The organism is Streptomyces sp. NPDC047085 (genome assembly GCF_040643735.1).
Lineage (GTDB): Bacteria > Actinomycetota > Actinomycetes > Streptomycetales > Streptomycetaceae > Streptomyces.
In genome coordinates this window covers 136,929-152,487 of record NZ_JBEYUW010000017.1, presented here as the reverse complement: position 1 = coordinate 152,487, position 15,559 = coordinate 136,929, and the positions used below count along the sequence as shown (strand labels likewise).

At 71.5% G+C, this 15,559-nt stretch carries 15 protein-coding genes and 1 pseudogene; 8 read left to right on the top strand and 8 right to left on the bottom strand.

The features are described from left to right. Positions 1 to 22: 22 nt before the first annotated feature. From ABZ865_RS38155 to ABZ865_RS38135, 5 genes are all read right to left on the bottom strand, one after another. Entirely contained in the window at positions 23 to 1,978 is a 1,956-nt protein-coding gene (locus ABZ865_RS38155) for an amino acid transporter (RefSeq protein WP_361240816.1), read from the bottom strand. Between the two features lie 313 nt (positions 1,979 to 2,291). Then, entirely contained in the window at positions 2,292 to 2,849 is a 558-nt protein-coding gene (locus ABZ865_RS38150; protein WP_361240813.1) for a hypothetical protein, read from the bottom strand. Positions 2,850 to 3,028: 179 nt separating this feature from the next. Further along, entirely contained in the window at positions 3,029 to 3,559 is a 531-nt protein-coding gene (locus ABZ865_RS38145) for a universal stress protein (protein WP_361240810.1), read from the bottom strand. 393 nt (positions 3,560 to 3,952) lie between these two features. Beyond that, positions 3,953 to 4,159 (bottom strand): DUF5999 family protein, encoded by a 207-nt coding sequence (locus ABZ865_RS38140; protein WP_100825047.1) that lies wholly within the window; start codon positions 4,157 to 4,159, stop codon positions 3,953 to 3,955. A 327-nt stretch (positions 4,160 to 4,486) separates the two neighbouring features. Beyond that, positions 4,487 to 5,071 carry a hypothetical protein gene (locus tag ABZ865_RS38135; protein ID WP_361240807.1) on the bottom strand — a complete coding sequence of 195 codons (585 nt, stop codon included), beginning with the start codon at positions 5,069 to 5,071 and terminating at the stop codon, positions 4,487 to 4,489. 574 nt (positions 5,072 to 5,645) lie between these two features. Here ABZ865_RS38135 and ABZ865_RS38130 point away from each other — a divergent pair. Then, a complete protein-coding gene (locus ABZ865_RS38130; protein ID WP_361240804.1) occupies positions 5,646 to 7,163 on the top strand; it encodes a glutamate--cysteine ligase in 1,518 nt (505 codons plus the stop codon). A gap of 263 nt (positions 7,164 to 7,426) precedes the next feature. Then, positions 7,427 to 8,236 (top strand): type II CAAX endopeptidase family protein, encoded by an 810-nt coding sequence (locus tag ABZ865_RS38125; RefSeq protein ID WP_361240801.1) that lies wholly within the window; start codon positions 7,427 to 7,429, stop codon positions 8,234 to 8,236. Between the two features lie 27 nt (positions 8,237 to 8,263). Here the strand turns inward: ABZ865_RS38125 and ABZ865_RS38120 are convergent, their stop codons facing one another. Together ABZ865_RS38120 and ABZ865_RS38115 are read right to left on the bottom strand one after the other, a co-directional pair. Next, positions 8,264 to 9,076 (bottom strand): PhzF family phenazine biosynthesis protein, encoded by an 813-nt coding sequence (locus tag ABZ865_RS38120; RefSeq protein WP_361240798.1) that lies wholly within the window; start codon positions 9,074 to 9,076, stop codon positions 8,264 to 8,266. 44 nt (positions 9,077 to 9,120) lie between these two features. Further along, the gene (locus ABZ865_RS38115; RefSeq protein WP_361240885.1) at positions 9,121 to 9,564 is read right to left on the bottom strand and encodes a hypothetical protein; all 444 of its coding nucleotides are present in this window, start codon (positions 9,562 to 9,564) and stop codon (positions 9,121 to 9,123) included. A 92-nt stretch (positions 9,565 to 9,656) separates the two neighbouring features. Here ABZ865_RS38115 and ABZ865_RS38110 point away from each other — a divergent pair, with 92 nt between their 5' ends. The 3 genes and pseudogenes from ABZ865_RS38110 to ABZ865_RS38100 all read left to right on the top strand — a co-directional run bounded on the left by ABZ865_RS38110 (position 9,657) and on the right by ABZ865_RS38100 (position 11,738). Beyond that, complete coding sequence (locus tag ABZ865_RS38110; RefSeq protein WP_361240795.1) at positions 9,657 to 10,013, top strand: MerR family transcriptional regulator; 357 nt, start codon at positions 9,657 to 9,659, stop codon at positions 10,011 to 10,013. 75 nt (positions 10,014 to 10,088) lie between these two features. Next, positions 10,089 to 10,526 (top strand): annotated as a pseudogene (locus ABZ865_RS38105) (GNAT family N-acetyltransferase). Positions 10,527 to 11,093: 567 nt separating this feature from the next. After that, positions 11,094 to 11,738 carry a PadR family transcriptional regulator gene (locus ABZ865_RS38100; RefSeq protein ID WP_361240792.1) on the top strand — a complete coding sequence of 215 codons (645 nt, stop codon included), beginning with the start codon at positions 11,094 to 11,096 and terminating at the stop codon, positions 11,736 to 11,738. A 103-nt stretch (positions 11,739 to 11,841) separates the two neighbouring features. Here ABZ865_RS38100 and ABZ865_RS38095 read toward each other — a convergent pair whose 3' ends face one another. Next, positions 11,842 to 12,270 carry an SRPBCC family protein gene (locus ABZ865_RS38095; protein ID WP_361240788.1) on the bottom strand — a complete coding sequence of 143 codons (429 nt, stop codon included), beginning with the start codon at positions 12,268 to 12,270 and terminating at the stop codon, positions 11,842 to 11,844. A 312-nt stretch (positions 12,271 to 12,582) separates the two neighbouring features. Between ABZ865_RS38095 and ABZ865_RS38090 the strand changes: the two genes are divergently transcribed. The 3 genes from ABZ865_RS38090 (at position 12,583) to ABZ865_RS38080 (ending at position 15,527) form a co-directional block, all read left to right on the top strand. Next, on the top strand, positions 12,583 to 13,173 hold the full coding sequence (locus ABZ865_RS38090) for a Clp protease N-terminal domain-containing protein (protein ID WP_361240785.1): 591 nt from the start codon (positions 12,583 to 12,585) through the stop codon (positions 13,171 to 13,173). 221 nt (positions 13,174 to 13,394) lie between these two features. After that, entirely contained in the window at positions 13,395 to 14,387 is a 993-nt protein-coding gene (locus tag ABZ865_RS38085; protein ID WP_361240781.1) for an EamA family transporter, read from the top strand. A 195-nt stretch (positions 14,388 to 14,582) separates the two neighbouring features. Further along, complete coding sequence (locus ABZ865_RS38080; protein WP_361240778.1) at positions 14,583 to 15,527, top strand: EamA family transporter; 945 nt, start codon at positions 14,583 to 14,585, stop codon at positions 15,525 to 15,527. Positions 15,528 to 15,559 lie beyond the last annotated feature (32 nt).

Genomic DNA, 15,559 nt, shown 5'->3' with positions numbered 1-15,559 from the left:
AACGAGTGGTGTGCGTCGGTGCTCAGCCGGTGTGGACGCGGGGACGGCGGGCACGGTCCGGTTCCGCCTCGCGCAGCACCTCGCGGGTGACCGGGGCGACCTCGCCCTGCCCGAAGAGGAAGAAGCGCAGGAAGTTGGCGAACGGGTTGCCCTCGGTCCACTCGAAGTAGATGTGCGGGGTGCAGCCCGTCATGTCCCGGACGTGGAGGAGCAGCGCCGCGAGGGCGTTGGGGATGGAGGAGGACTCCACCGTCAGGACGCGGTAGCGGTTGTGCAGGACGTCGCCGCGTACGATCAGACCCGCCTCGAACTCGGAGGGGTCGGTCACCGTGACCTCGACGAAGACGAAGTCCTCCTGCTCGGGCATCTCGTTGTCGGCCCGGATCTGCTCGATCTTGTCCCGGTACTCGGCCTTGTCGCGCCGGTCGGGCTCGTTGGCGATGAACCGCATCTTGCGGCTGGCCATGTCCCGGACGAATCGTTCCGCCATCGGGTCCATGGTCACGTGGGTCACGCGCAGCTCGAAGGCGCGGGCCAGCCGGGACATCAGCGAGACCAGGATGATGCCCGCGATGAAGCAGGCACCGATCTTCACACCGTCCGGGCGCTCGATCACGTTGACGACGGTGGTGTACAGGAACACCACGGAGATGATCCCGAACGTGACGGTCCAGCCGCGCTGGCCCGCCTTGCGCGCGGCGATGGTCACCGCGATCGCCGCGGAGCTGATCAGCACCAGCACGCCGGTGGCGTAGGCGCCGCCCTGCTTGTCGACGTTGGCGTCGAAGATCCAGGTGACCAGGAAGGCGACCAGGGTGAAGACGATGACCATCGGGCGGACGGCCCGCGCCCAGTGCGGGGCCATGCCGTAGCGCGGCAGGTAGCGCGGCATCAGGTTGAGCAGACCCGCCATGGCGGAGGCGCCGGCGAACCAGAGGATGGCGATGGTCGAGACGTCGTAGACCGTGCCGAAGGCACCGCCCAGGTACTCGTGCGCGAGGTAGGCGAGCGCGCGGCCGTTGGCCTGGCCGCCGGTCTTGAACTCGTCCGCCGGGATCAGCAGCGTCGTGATGAAGCTGGTGGCGATCAGGAAGGCGCTCATGATCAGGGCGGCCGTGGTGAGCAGCTTCTTGGTGTCCCGGATCCGGCCGACCGGCTGTTCCTCGGTGTCGCTGTCGTCCCCCTTGACGTGCGGCATCACGGCGACGCCGGTCTCGAAGCCGGACAGACCCAGGGCGAGCTTCGGGAAGACGATCAGGGCCACGCCGATCATGACGAAGACGTTGCCGTGCTCCGTGGTCAGGGCGCTGGACCAGTCGGTGATCACATGCCCGGCGGTGATGACGTGGTACAGGCCGACGATCACCACGACGACGTTGAGCGCGAGGTAGATGCCGACCAGCGCGACGGCGACGCCGATGGCCTCCAGGAAGCCCTTGAGGAACACCGCGCCGAGCAGGGCCACCAGCAACAGGGTGATCAGCATCTGGTGGCCGTGGAGCGTGCTGGTCAGGTGCGGGTTCTCCACCAGGTGGGTGGAGGCGTCGGCGGCCGACAGGGTGATGGTGATGAGGAAGTCGGTGGCCGCGAAGCCCAGCAGGGTCAGCACGAACAGCTTGCCCTGCCAGAACGACAGCAGCCGCTCCAGCATGGCGATCGAACCCTCGCCGTGCGGGCTCTCCTCGGCCACCCGGCGGTAGACCGGAAGGGCGCCGGCGAGGGTCACGATGACGAGCACGATGGTCGCGATGGGCGACAACAGTCCGGCCGCCAGGGCCGCAATGCCCGGCTGGTAGCCGAGGGTCGAGAAGTAGTCGACACCCGTCAGGCACATCACCCGGTACCAGCGCTGGCCCTTGTGCGGGGGTTCCGGTTCGGCGTGGGGTCCTGCGTGGCCGCCGTGCTTGCCCATGTCGGACAGCCCCTCCAGCATCCACGTGCGCAGACGACTGGGAGGGGGGTGCTCGGTCGTGGCCATCGGCGTGCTCCTGGTGTGCGGCTCAGCTGTTTCCGGCCATCACACGGACGGCGGCACCAGCGTAAGCAGAGCGTGACGCCTGGGCCCACGGATCCGGGGCCGGTGGGCGTCAATCTTGCGTTAAGAATGGCCCGACCGGGGGCGGCGACGCGTCAAGAAGCGGAGGCCCGGAGCCTGACGGGACGCGTCGGCAGGTGCGGGGGAGCGGCGGCCGCGGATTCCCGGTGCGGACACCGTGCGTCATCGCGTACGACACCTCCATGCTGCCCTGGGCAACGCGGATCCGCAGCCGCAGCGGGGGCGTTCAGTCGGGCTACTCCAGCCCCGAGGTCCTGAAGACGGCCAGCGCCGTCTCGCGGTCGATGCGTTCGGCGAGCCGGTGCAGGGCGGTCGTGCCGCACAGCAGGGTGCCGGCCGCCTCCGAGCGGCGGGTGCCCTCGTCGAGGAGGCACCAGAGGTCGGGGTTGTCGATGAAGATCTCGGGGTCGACCTCGACCCGGGCGCCGAGGGCGTCGCGCAGGACCAGGCGCTGCGAGACGCCGCCCAGCGGGCGGACCGCGACCAGGAGATCGGTACGAACGCGGCGGGTGCGCACCATGCGGCGCGAGGCCAGCCAGCCCTCACCGGCACAGACGCGTGCGGGGAACAGCACGAGGAAGAGGAGCAGAGCCAGCGCGATCCACAGAGCGCAGCGCCCCCAGGACAAGGTGCCGGCCGCCCAGTCGATGAACAGGAGCATGCCGAGCAGTCCGGCCGCGCACAGGGCCGCGGTGCGCAGGCCGGCGGCCCACTGGCGGTCGTACACGACGGCGCCGGTGCCGCCCGGGCGTACGGACGCCGGCTCGGCGCGTGTGTCGTCGCGGTGCTCCATGGGACCGACGGTAGGGAGGGGCGGGCTCCGCGGCGCGCGGTCGCCTCGCACCTTGATGATTCCCTGACGACGCACCGGCGGTTCTTGACGCGTCCGCAGCGCCGGACCCGTCGGGCCGGGCAGGGCCGAAGGAGGTGACCGGGAAGGGCCGGAGGTGGTGAGGACGGCTCGGCCGGGCCTCACAGATCGCGGGTGTCCATCCGCAGGTGCCAGGCGTTGCGCCGGTGGACGGCCACCAGGTCGGACTCGAGCGGCGACGGCGGCACCGCGAGGACCGGGCAGACGGCGTGGGCGAGACAGTGCCGTGAGACCCGGCCCGAGAAGGCGCGGTGCAGGCCGCGCCGGCCGGCGCCGACGACGAGGACGTCGTTCTCGCGGTCCGCGATCGCGACCAGCGCCCTGCCCGTCGCGCCGCGGACGACGAGGGCGCGCATGGGGACGCCCGGGCCGTCCTCGCCGAAGATCTCGTCGAGCACCGAGGCCAGCCGCTGCTTGGCGAGCCGCTGCCACTCCTCGACCAGCAGGCCGGAGGCGGGGGTGCGGCGCGCCGCCGGATCGCCGCCGGGCGGCTCCCACGCCAGCACCGGCCAAAGCTCGGCTCCCAGGCGCCTGGCCAGCGCGGCGGCCCGGCGCAGGGCCGTGACGCTGCCCAGGGAGCCGCTCACGCCGACCACCACCCGGGTGGCCGCCGAGGCGTCGTAACCGGACATGACTCCACCGTTCCTCACGGGCGCCCGCGGGCGACTCCCGCGGGTGAGCCTGTTCGCGGGCTTTCCTCCCATCCCACTCCCGCGCGGACGATTCGACCAGCCGACAGGACGGGACCGGTGGGAAGGGAAGGGAGGCGATGGCGGAGAGCAGGTCAGGGAAGCGATGGCGGGAGAGCGCGTCAGGAAAGCACGTCAGGAAGGCGATGGCGGAGAGCACGACAGGAATGCAATGGCGGGAGAGCGACGGCAGAAGAGGGCGGCGCCACAAAAGGTTGAGCATGCGATTACGGGCCGTAATCGTCGCCGGACACACGTCGGGGCCGGTGCGCACCGTGTGCGTGCGGCCGGCCCCTCGGGTCACCGGGCGGCGCGGCGGGCCGCCCGGGTTCGTGCTCAGGCTGCCGTCATCACCTGGTCCGTGCCGAGCGGACGGTGCGGCGCGATGACGCGACCGTCGGGCAGAAGCTCACCGGTGTCCTCGAAGAGCAGGACGCCGTTGCACAGCAGACTCCATCCCTGCTCGGGGTGGTGCGCCACGAGACGGGCGGACTCCCGGTCGGCGGACTCGGCTGGCGGGCACGGTGGCTGGTGCTGACACATGGGTGGGATCTTTCGCTCTGTCGTGGTCATGGCCGTCCCCCGTGGTGATTAGTCGGTCGGAAACCAGTGTTGCTCTCCGGGCGTCATTCCGCAGGGATTTCGCAGCACCGCTTGTCACCAGTTCAGGACGCATCACCCACGCGGACGGTTCATTCCAACTGCACTGTCCCTTTGGGTGGTTCTGGGGGGCCGGATAGGGCTAGTCCGCACGGCAGAGAGCCCTTTCCCGGCTCGTAGGAGCGGGTAATTGCTCGTACGAGCGCAATCCGGAAACAGGCGTACCCCGCTTCACATTCCGGAAGCGGGGTACGCGTGCGCGGGCGTCGTTCAGGCGGGTGAGCCGAGCAGCGGGACGGGGGTCGCCCGGTTCGTCAGGACGGGCAGCAACTCCGAGACGCGGTGCGGCCGGTGCGCGGAGATCCCGGGCGGCGCCGGGGCCAGCGGGATGAGCAGGTCGGTGGCGGCCGGATGACCCTCGGCGGGGTCGGCGCCGGCGTCTCCGTGCAGCCACAGGGTGAGCATGTAGAGGCCGGGCACCGACAGCAGGCGCGGCTGGTACGGCTGTTGTACCGCCTCCGCCTGCTGCAGTGCGTGCTCGGTGGAGGTGACGTAGGGGCCCTCGAAGAAGTGCGAGAAGGCCCAGCCGTCGGGTGTGAGCATCGTGTCGGCCGCGGCCACCGCGCGGTCCCCGCAGCGGATCAGGAAGCGCCAGCCGGCCAGTCGCGTGGCGGACAGGCCCTGCGCGGTGATCCGGTCCAACACGTGTACGGGAAGCGGGAGTTCAGGCGTCGCGGGTCCCTGGGCGGCTCGCAGGGACGGGGTTCGGGCCTCGCGGACCGCGGTGGGGGAACCGAGGGCCGTGAGGACGGAGCGCAGTGCGGGCGCGGGGGCAGGGGGCACGTGCAGCGGCATGTGGGTCGCCTCTCGTTCGACAGGCGCGGCGGCGCGAGGGGGTGGGGCGGACGACGCTGTCTGCTCACAGGTGGCCTGAGTGGTGGGCCCGGGGCGGTGTGGGTGGGTGCGGCTGAGTTCTGTCGTCCGTCACCGTGACGGCAGGAACACGACAGGACTCGGCGGGAACCGATACCGGAGCGCCAACCTTAAGCCTTGCCAGCGAAGTTTATACGACACGTGTTCAGACGCTGTTTCGTCTATCGGATTCCGGTGCACTGCGCAAGGGGTTATTCCGCCGTCGATTTCACGGGATTCATCCCGATTCTCGGTCGGAGCGTGCCGCTTGACCTCGTAAAACGCCGCCCTCGCGGTCGGCCGAATGTCGTCGGCGTTTTTCACGAGGTGCTCAGGGAACTCGTGGTTGCGCGGTGACGCATGCCCCGTGAATGTGCCCCCGGGCACATTCCGACAGACTAGTGGGCCGCGGCGTCGGATGGGGCGTTATCGATCGCTTCCGCTGGGCATCATCCCACCTGACCCGGGACCCCGGCGGCCGGTTCCTCGGCCCGCCCATCCGAGGAGGGACACTTCGATGGGGGAGAAGGTCGTGGCGGGGCAGTTCGACCTGTCCGATCGCCAGCGGTACCGCGAAAAGCTGCGAAAGTGTCTGGCGGGACTGGAGAGACTGCTGGCCGAGAAGCGGTTCGATCGCCCCAAGAACCTGATGGGGCTGGAGATCGAACTGAATCTCGCCGGGCGCGACGGCGCGCCGAAAATGCTGAACGGTCAAGTGCTGGAGCGCATCGCCAGCCGCGATTTCCAAACAGAACTCGCCATGTTCAACCTGGAAGTCAACATCGCCCCACACCGACTGGGCGGCCGGGTATTCGACCGGCTCGCCGAGGAACTGCGCACGGCTCTCGCGTACGCCGACCGGAAGGCCGGCGAGGTGGACGCCGGAATCGTGATGATCGGCATTCTGCCCACGCTCGACCGCGACGACCTGGTCTCCGCGAACCTCTCCGAGGTGGACCGCTACACCCTGCTCAACGACCAGATCGTGGCCGCCCGGGGCGAGGACTTCCGCCTCGACATCGAGGGCATCGAGCATCTTCTCTGCACCTCGAAGTCGATCGCCCCGGAGGCCGCGTGCACCTCCGTGCAACTGCATCTGCAGGTCACCCCGGGGCGCTTCGCCGACGTGTGGAACGCGGCGCAGGTGGCCTCGGCGGCGCAGATCGCCCTGGGCGCCAACTCGCCCTTCCTCTTCGGGCACGAGCTGTGGCGCGAGTCCCGGCCGCCGCTGTTCCTGCAGGCCACCGACACCCGACCGCCCGAGCTCCAGGCGCAGGGCGTACGGCCGCGCACCTGGTTCGGCGAGCGCTGGATCTCCTCCGCGTACGACCTGTTCGAGGAGAACCTGCGCTTCTTCCCGTCGCTGCTGCCGATCTGCGACGACGAGGAGCCGCTGGACGTCCTCGACGCCGGCGGCGTACCCCGGCTCGCCGAACTCGTCCTGCACAACGGCACGGTGTACCGGTGGAACCGGCCCGTCTACGACATCGCGGACGGCGTCCCGCACCTGCGCGTCGAGAACAGGGTGCTGCCGGCCGGGCCCACCATCACCGACGTCATCGCCAACGCGGCCTTCTACTACGGCCTGGTACGCGCGCTGGCCGAGGAGACGCGCCCGGTGTGGAGCCGGCTGTCCTTCCGGGCGGCCGAGGCCAACTTCGACGCGGCCTGCCGCCACGGCATCGACGCGCGGTTCGTCTGGCCCCGGCGCGGACGGTACGGCGGCACGGGCGAGGTCGACGCGGTGACCCTGGTCCGCGACGAGCTGCTGCCGCTGGCCTCGGCCGGGCTGGATGCGTGGGGTGTCGAGGCCGCCGACCGTGATCTCTACCTGGGCGTCATCGAGGAGCGGTGCCGCCGACGGGTCAACGGGGCGTCCTGGCAGGCGGCGACCTTCCACCGGGCCCTGGAACAGGGGATGAGCCGGCACACCGCCCTCGCCGCGACGACGCGCCGCTATGCCGAGCTCATGCACGCGGGGGAGCCGGTGCACACCTGGCCGGTGGGCTTGCCGGAGACGGTGCCGCTGGGATGAGGGCCGCTGCCGGGGGAGGACCGGTCGGGAAGGGGGAGGTCGGGGAGGGGGTGGGGTGGGCTGAGCGCCGTCCAGACCGCCGGTCCGGGCCGTGGGGGCTGAGCGCCGTTGCGGCGGAATGAAGGGACCGGCCGGTTGGTGGTGGGCTCGGGCGGTTCGGTTCGGGGTGCACAGTGGCCCGGTGGCCGGTGGGTTGCGCTGGTTCTGCGATGCTTGCGGGAGGAAGGTGAGGCAGGGGGCTTGGGAGCCGCCTGACGGTTGGAGTGCAGGTGGAGGCTGACCCGGTGGCCGAGTCCATTCCGTCCATGCCGCGGGAGCGGCTTCCGCGGCGGATGCTGCGGGACGAGACCCTGCTCGTCCTGGCGCTCTCGCTCGGGGCGAGCGGAGTGTCCGCCCTCATCAGCTTCATCGGCTCGGTCACCAAGCCCGGCGGCCTCAAGGACCAGGCGGCCACCCTCAACGCCTCGGCCGCGCCCGGCCGCCCCTGGCTCGACCTCGCCTGGCAGCTCTTCGGCATCGCCACCGCACTGGTCCCCGTCGCCCTCGTCGCCCACCTGCTGCTCCGCGAGGGCGAGAGCCTGCGCACACTGGGCTTCGACCGCACCCGCCCCTGGCCCGACCTCGCCCGGGGCGCGGCCATCGCGGCCGTGATCGGCAGCACCGGCATCGCCTTCTACCTGGCCGCCCGGGGTCTCGGCTTCAACCTCACCGTGGTGCCCGAGGCCCTGCCCGACGTGTGGTGGAAGTACCCGGTCCTGATCCTCTCCGCGCTGCAGAACGCGATCCTCGAAGAGGTCATCGTCGTCGGCTACCTGCTGCGCAGGCTGGGGCAGTTGGGCTGGACCCCGGGGACCGCGCTGGTGGCCAGCGCGGTCCTGCGCGGGTCGTACCACCTCTACCAGGGCGTCGGCGGCTTCCTCGGCAACATGGTCATGGGCGTGGTGTTCGTCTGGCTGTACCGCCGCTGGGGCCGGGTCGGTCCGCTGGTCGTCGCGCACTCCCTGCTCGACATCGGTGCCTTCGTCGGCTACGCCCTGCTCGCGGGCAAGGTGGGCTGGCTGCCCACGGCCTGAGCATCCGGGAGTGCAGTGCGCCGGTACTCAGGCGAGCAGCTCGCCGTCGATCACCGTCACCGCGCGGCCGACGAGCAGCGTGCGCTCGCCGCGCAGTCCGGTGCGGACCAGGCCGGTACGGCGGGAGGCCTGCAGCCCGGTCAGGTCGTCCCGGCCGAGGCGGGCGGACCAGTGCGGGGCCAGCGCGGTGTGGGCGCTGCCGGTGACCGGGTCCTCGTCGATGCCGACGTTCGGGAAGAAGCAGCGGGAGACGAAGTCGTAGCCCCGGGCCGGGTCCTCGGCGCGGGCCGTGGCGATGATGCCGCGTGCGGAGTAGGCGCCCAGGGCCCGCAGGTCGGGGGCGAGACCCAGCACCGTCTTCTCGTCCGCCAGCTCCACCAGCAGATCACCGACGTGGGGACCGGTGTCGTAGGCGACCACGGGCTCGGCGCCCAGCGCGTCGGCGACGCCGGCCGGGACCTCGACCCGGGCGAGCGGGGCGGTCGGGAAGTCCAGGGTGATCCAGCCGTCCGCGCCGGGCGTGGCGACGAGCACGCCGCTGCGGGTAGCGAACCGCACCGGTCCCTCGTGGGCGCCGGTGCTGTGCAGGACGTGTGCAGTGGCGAGCGTGGCGTGCCCGCACATCGCCACCTCGGCGGCGGGCGTGAACCAGCGCAGCGCCCAGTCCGCCTCACCGCCGTCCGGGAGTCGGTGCGCGAAGGCGGTCTCGGCGTGGTTGACCTCCTGGGCGACGTGCTGGAGCCAGTCGTCCTCCGGGAAGGCGTCGTCCAGGAGCAGGACTCCGGCCGGGTTGCCGGCGAAGGGGCGGTCCGTGAAGGCGTCGACGATTCGGATGCGCATGCCGCAGACGCTAGAGCCGCGACGAGCAGCGGACCAAGGCCAATTCACGACCGCTGGCCCTCTTGCCGTACGGCGGTCCTGCCGTACGGCAGCCACGGCGCGAGCTGGGCCACGCCGAACGCCACCTCCACGACGAGGAACGGCCACAGCACTCCCGGCCCGCCGTGCGCGAGGGCGTACGCCTGCCACAGGGCGAACAGTGCGCGGGCGACGCCGTCGAGGAGACCGTGCAGCGGCAGCGGTCGTACGACACGCAGGACGGACCAGACGACCACGACCGAGCCCATCAGGTTGGCGTAGAGGGTCTGGACGGGGGTGAGCGCGGGCATGCCGCCGAGCCCGGTCGCGTCCCCGGTCGCCGACAGCAGCCGGTGCACCAGGGCGTACGTCCACGGCGTAGCGAAGCCCGCGGTGACGAGGAGGTCGTACCAGCCACTGGCACGCACGAGGCGCAAGTAGCCGGGGCGGGACGGGGCGGACAGGGGCATGGCGGGCTCCAGGGGTGGGTTCGGTTCCGGCGCGCTCACGCTAGAGAGCGGAGTACGCTCCAAGGTCAAGTCCGGCGATCGGCGGGGGAGTCATGCGCATCGGGGAGCTGGCGGCGCGGACGGGTCTGTCCAAGGACACCGTCCGGTTCTACGACCGGATCGGGCTGATCGAGGGCAGACGCCTGCCCAACGGCTACCGCGACTTCGCGCCCGAGACGGTGGTCTGGCTGCACTACGTCCGCACCGCCCAGAGCCTCGGCTTCACGCTCGCGGAGATCGGCCGCATCGGGGCGGATCTGCGTGAGGCACCCGACAGTGCCGAGGCCCTGTCCACGCTGTTCGAGGACAAGATCCGGATCATCGACACGCGCATGGCCGAACTGGCCGCCCTGCGGGCCGACCTCACCTCCCGCGTCGGCACCGGCTGCCCACTGAGGGCACCCCACTGAAGGCCTCCCGCGCCTTGCGGCAGGTCGCCGGGTCGGAGCGGGCTCAGCAGCCTCGGTGACGGTTAAGCTCACCGCATGGACGTCCAGGTGGACATTGTCAGGGAAGCGAGCCAGGAACTCGTGGACGCCTTCGGCCGGTTGTTGCCGTAGCTGTCCTCGACGGCGAAGCCACTCGACCATGACGCGGTCGAGCGGATGGTGACCTGCGATGCCAACACGGTGCTCGTCGCCCGGACGGCCGGGACGATCGTCGGAACCCTGACTTTGGTGATGCTGCCCTTGCCGTCCGGATTGCGGGCCCGCGTCGAAGACGTGGTCGTGGACAGCGCGGCGCGAGGCCGGGGAGTCGCCGGTCTTCTCACCGAGGAGGCCTTGCGGATCGCCCGGGAGGCGGGCGCCCGGACGGTGGATCTCACCTCACGGCCGGACCGTGCGGCGGCGAACCGGCTCTATGAGCGCCTCGGCTTCCGGACCAGGCAGTCGACCGTCTATCGCTTCTCGCTCGACGGCTAGAGAACCGAGCCGGGCGCATGCCGGCGGGTATCAGGGTCAGGGCAGGCTGAGGGGCTACCCGTCCGGGGAGTCCTCGCGCAGCGAACGAGCCACCTCGGAGACGTGTCGCGCCTGGAGGCGGACAACCGTCGCACCTCCCACAGCAGCGCCGCAGCGTCCACGGCCTCCGGGGAAGGAGGAGGCGGTACCTCACGCAGCAAAACGCCCGTGAACAACGCCAGTTCGCGGGCGTCGATCCCCAGCAGGCAAGCGAAGTCCGTCACCAAGCGGGGGGTCAGCTCCTTGCGCCCGGAGGCAATCACGCCGTACGTGGCCGCCGACAGGTACGTGGGCGTCACGAACGCAAGCGCCCTCGCCATGCCCATCCAGTTCAGGTTGCTGCGGCCGTCGCGACGGCGACGGTGCGAGTCGGACGCGAGCGGCCACGAACGGATCCCCCCATGGACCCGGTCGACCTGGGTCTCGGGAAGGGCATTGTCATGCGATCGGTTCCGATATATCGTTGAGGCATCGCGTAAGAGACGCGAGTGGCACGTGACAGATCGACGATGGAATGGAGTGATCGCAATGCGTACCCATGGATTCGAGCGTGAGCACGGCCATGAGGGCCCGGGCCGTCATGGCCGGGGCGGGTTCGGTGGATTCGGTGCGTTCGACGGGCGCCGGGCCGCCTTCGGTCCCTTCGGGCCGGGCGGACCCGGGTTCGGCCCGGGCGGGCCGGGCTTCGGGCCGGGCCCCTGGGGTCCTCGAGGGCGGGGCGGACCGAGGGGACGGGCGCGGCGCGGTGATGTGCGGGCCTCGATCCTGGCCCTGCTCAAGGACCGGCCGATGCACGGCTACGAGATGATCCAGGAGATCGCCGAACGCAGCGGTGGCGCGTGGCGGCCCAGCCCCGGCTCTGTCTACCCCACGCTGCAACTGCTGGAGGACGAGGGTCTGATCGCCAGCGCGACCGAGGGCGGCAAGAAGCTATTCTCCCTCACCGAGAGCGGCCGCAGCGCCGTCGAAGAGGGTCCGGACGCGCCCTGGGAGGAAGCCTCCCGGGGGGTCGACTGGGAGGCCCTCGGCGAGATCCGCCAGGCCGGTTTCGGGCTGATGGAGGCCTTCGGGCAGGTCTGGAAGACCGGCACCAAGGAACAGCGCGACAAGGCGCTGGCCGTCATCAACGACGCCCGCAAGAAGCTGTACCTCATCCTCGCCGACGAGCACTGAACGCCGAGGCCGAGTACCGAGGCCGTACGGTCGCGAAGGCGCCCCGTGGAGTTCCGCGGGGCGCCTTCCCGCGTCCGGGTTCGGGCCACGACGGTGGCCGCGGTCAGGCGACGAGCCCGCCCAGCTTGCGCAGCGACTCGTTCAGGGCCGCCGTCGCCGAGTCCTTGAGCTTGCCCGCCATCAGCGACACCGCGGCGCCGGTGAACTCGCCGTCGATGCGGACCGTTGTCGCGTCCCCGTCGGGGGTGAGCGTGTAGCGGGTGGCGACGGTCACCGCCATCGGGCCTTTGCCGCGGATCGCCAACACCCGCGCCGGCTCCAGCGCCTCGATGGTCCAGTCGACCTCCGCCGGGAAGCCCATCAGCTTCATGTTCTCCTGGAAGGTCCCGCCCACCGTCAGGTTCTCGGGTCCGCCCGCGGGAAAGCTGGTGTGGGTCGCGTTCCACTCCCCGTACGCCGACCAGTCGACGATCTGGGCCCATACCTTCTCGGCCGGTGCCTGGATGCGTGCCTCCGCGCTGACTTCGGCCATGCGACCACCCCTTCGTATCGGGCTACGGTGTCGCGGAACGTAGCCGCAGGGCCTCGAACATTCAATACTGATGAACCGTCAGGAATGGGGGCGGGAACAGATGGCGGGGGCTGCAGCGCCACGAGCCAGCACTCGCATGCACCCTCCACACTGATGGCGCAGAGCAAGGCGGCGCGCGCCCCCAGGGCCGAATTCGGCCTGATCTCCTCCGTAAGGATGAGATTCCGGCCGGGGATGTCCACTCTGTGTGGGACGCGAAAATGGTTCCCCTCGCGGATGCCACGCCCCGTCGGGGCTGATGGGGTGGAGGGTGTGCAACCCCGTATAGCCCGCCAGCCCGCCCGTGACCAGGACGGCCCGCGTGCGGACGACCGCGCGGACGACGCTGCCGGGCTCAGTGCCGAGCTGGCAGCGGTGGTCGCCGGTGCCCGCCGCCGGGCCCTGCGGGACGGGGACCGGCAGATCGACACCGCCCATCTGCTCCACTCGCTCCTGGAGGCCGACCCCCAGGTCCGTGCCGTCGTCGGCACCAGCGCGCAACTCGCCCGTCTGCTCGGCTACCTCGTGCAGCGCAGCATCGGCTACGGGCTGCGCTGGCAGAGCAGCGTCGAGGACTCCGGCGCCATCGCCGTCGTACCCCGCCCCGCACGCCACGGTGGCGAGGCCAAGGACGCCCCGGGCTGGTCGCCCGCCGCGGCGGCCGCCATGGAGGACGCCCGCCGGCGTGCCCTGCACCGCGGCGAGCACCGAGCCACCGGCATCGATCTGCTCGCCGCGCTCGTCGGCGACCCGCAGTCCCGCGCCGTCGAGGTCCTCGAACGCGCCGGCATCACCGCACCCGGCCTGCGCGCGCGGATCGAGTCCGGCACGGCGGAGGTAGCCGACGGCGGGGCGGTCTGCTGAGCGGGGCTGTCCGCCCACGTACGCGCTGCCTTTTATAGGGGAACTTGTCTGCGCCCCCGCCCAGTCAGGGGTGCTTGCGTGCGTCCCTGGCCCCAGTTGTAGGGGAATTGCCTGCGCCCCCAGCCCCGGCGCGGCACGCCCGTTTTTCCCGTCCATCCCCTGAGACAGGTGTCAAAGGAGGTGACGCTCATGTCATCGCCTGTCATCATGTGCCCGTGCATATGTCTGAGAGCAGTCAGGGGAGCCACGGCAAGGGCGTCGGGCTCGGTCTCGCGCTGGCGTCGGCGCTGGCCTTCGGCGGGTCCGGGGTGGCGGCCAAGCCGCTGATCGAGGCGGGACTCGAGCCGCTGCACGTGGTGTGGCTGCGGGTGGCGGGCGCGGCCGTGGTCATGCTGCCCCTGGCCGTGCGGCACCGCGCGCTGGTGCGCCGCCGCCCGGCTCTGCTCGCCGGGTTCGGACTGCTCGCCGTCGCGGGTGTCCAGGCCTGCTACTTCGCCTCGCTCTCCCGCATCCCGGTGGGTGTGGCGCTGCTCCTGGAGTACTTCGCGCCCGCGCTGGTGCTCGGCTGGGTGCGGTTCGTGCAGCGTCGGCCGGTGACGCGGGCCGCCGCGCTCGGCGTGGTCCTCGCGGCCGGCGGACTCGCCTGTGTCGTGGAGGTGTGGTCGGGGCTGAGCTTCGACGCGCTGGGCGTGCTGTTCGCGTTCGGCGCCGCCTGCTGCCAGGTCGGCTACTTCGTCCTGTCCGACCAGGGCGGCGACGCGGGCGACGAGGCACCCGACCCGCTCGGTGTGATCGCGTACGGCCTGCTGGTCGGCGCCGTCGTGCTCACCGCCGTCGCCCGTCCCTGGACCATGGACTGGTCGGTGCTGGCGGGCTCCGCGCACATGGACGGCACCGAGGTCCCGGCCCTCGCGCTGATCCTCTGGATCGTCCTCGTCGCCACCGTCGTCGCGTACGTCACCGGCGTACTGTCGGTGCGGCGGCTGTCGCCGCAGGTCGCGGGTGTCGTCGCCTGCCTGGAGGCGGTCATCGCGACCGTGCTGGCCTGGGTGCTGCTCGGCGAGCACCTCTCGGCGCCCCAGGTCGTCGGCGGCGCGGTCGTGCTCGTCGGCGCGTTCATCGCCCAGTCCTCGACGCCCGCCAAGGGGTCCCCGGAACCCGTCGCGGCCGGCCGCGCGGACCGGGAGTTGTCCGCGCGCGGCACGGCCGCCTAAGGTGCTGATCATGCATTCGAACGCACTCGTCCTTCCGCCCCCGGCCGCCTGAGGCGGGCCTCCGGGAGTACACGCCCAGCGCCGTGCGGCGCAGGGCGGGACGGTGCTGCCCGCAGATGAAGTCCACGCGCCCCGCCGAGCGGGCCGCCATCCCACTTCCGCACTTCCTCAGTGCGCTTCTGCGGAGAAAACCTCGTGTCGAACGCTGTCTCCGGCCTGTCCGTCGGACGTGGCCTGCTCTATCTGATCGTCACCGGTGCCACCTGGGGCACCGCGGGTGCCGCCGCCTCCCTGGTCTACCGGGCCGGCGACATGGGCCCCTTCACCCTGTCCTTCTGGCGGTGCGCCGTCGGACTCGTCCTGCTGCTGGCCGGCCGGCTGCTGCGCCGCCCGGCCCGCCCGGCCGCCCCCGAACCCCTGCGCCGCCGGGTCGCGAAGGCCGTCGCCACCGGCATCGGGCTGGCCGTGTTCCAGACCGCCTACTTCGCGGCCGTCGAGTCGACGGGGCTGGCCGTGGCCACCGTGGTCACGCTCGGCGCCGGCCCGGTCCTCATCGCGCTCGGCGCCCGGATGATGCTGGGGGAGCGGCTCGGCGTGGGCGGTCTCCTCGCGGTTGTCGGGGCGCTCGCCGGGCTGGTCGTGCTGACCCTCGGCGGCTCGGACGCCACGGTCCGGCCCGCGGGCGTGCTCCTGGCGCTCGTGTCGACGGCCGGCTACTGCGCGATGACGCTGCTGACCCGGTGGTGGGGCCGCGACGGCGGCGCCGACGCCTCCGACACCACGATCTGGGCCTTCGGGGTCACCGCCCTGTGCCTGCTTCCGCTCGCCCTCGGCGAGGGGCTGTTCCCGCACACCGACCATCCCGTACGGCTGCTGGCGCTGATCCTCTACATCGCGTCCGTCCCGACGGCCCTCGCCTACGCCCTGTATTTCGCCGGAGCAGCCGTCGTACGGTCCGCGACCGTCTCCGTGATCATGCTGCTGGAGCCGGTGACCGCGGCCGTGCTCGCGGTCGTCCTGCTCGGTGAGCGCCTCACGACGGCCACCGTGACCGGCACCCTGCTGATGCTCGGCGCCGTCGCCGGACTCGCGGTGAGCGAGACCCGCGGGGCCGGGCGCCGGGAGCCGGTCTCCGTGTGACCGTGTGGGTGACGGTGCCGCCGCGCACGTCA

Bases quoted from the DNA above. Each gene is read 5' to 3' on its own strand.
- ABZ865_RS38155 (WP_361240816.1), bottom strand. From the start codon at position 1,978: ATGGCCACGACCGAGCACCCCCCTCCCAGTCGTCTGCGCACGTGGATG.
- ABZ865_RS38150 (WP_361240813.1), bottom strand. From the start codon at position 2,849: ATGGAGCACCGCGACGACACACGCGCCGAGCCGGCGTCCGTACGCCCG.
- ABZ865_RS38145 (WP_361240810.1), bottom strand. From the start codon at position 3,559: ATGTCCGGTTACGACGCCTCGGCGGCCACCCGGGTGGTGGTCGGCGTG.
- ABZ865_RS38140 (WP_100825047.1), bottom strand. From the start codon at position 4,159: ATGTGTCAGCACCAGCCACCGTGCCCGCCAGCCGAGTCCGCCGACCGG.
- ABZ865_RS38135 (WP_361240807.1), bottom strand. From the start codon at position 5,071: ATGCCGCTGCACGTGCCCCCTGCCCCCGCGCCCGCACTGCGCTCCGTC.
- ABZ865_RS38130 (WP_361240804.1), top strand. From the start codon at position 5,646: ATGGGGGAGAAGGTCGTGGCGGGGCAGTTCGACCTGTCCGATCGCCAG.
- ABZ865_RS38120 (WP_361240798.1), bottom strand. From the start codon at position 9,076: ATGCGCATCCGAATCGTCGACGCCTTCACGGACCGCCCCTTCGCCGGC.
- ABZ865_RS38115 (WP_361240885.1), bottom strand. From the start codon at position 9,564: ATGCCCCTGTCCGCCCCGTCCCGCCCCGGCTACTTGCGCCTCGTGCGT.
- ABZ865_RS38110 (WP_361240795.1), top strand. From the start codon at position 9,657: ATGCGCATCGGGGAGCTGGCGGCGCGGACGGGTCTGTCCAAGGACACC.
- ABZ865_RS38100 (WP_361240792.1), top strand. From the start codon at position 11,094: ATGCGTACCCATGGATTCGAGCGTGAGCACGGCCATGAGGGCCCGGGC.
- ABZ865_RS38095 (WP_361240788.1), bottom strand. From the start codon at position 12,270: ATGGCCGAAGTCAGCGCGGAGGCACGCATCCAGGCACCGGCCGAGAAG.
- ABZ865_RS38085 (WP_361240781.1), top strand. From the start codon at position 13,395: ATGTCTGAGAGCAGTCAGGGGAGCCACGGCAAGGGCGTCGGGCTCGGT.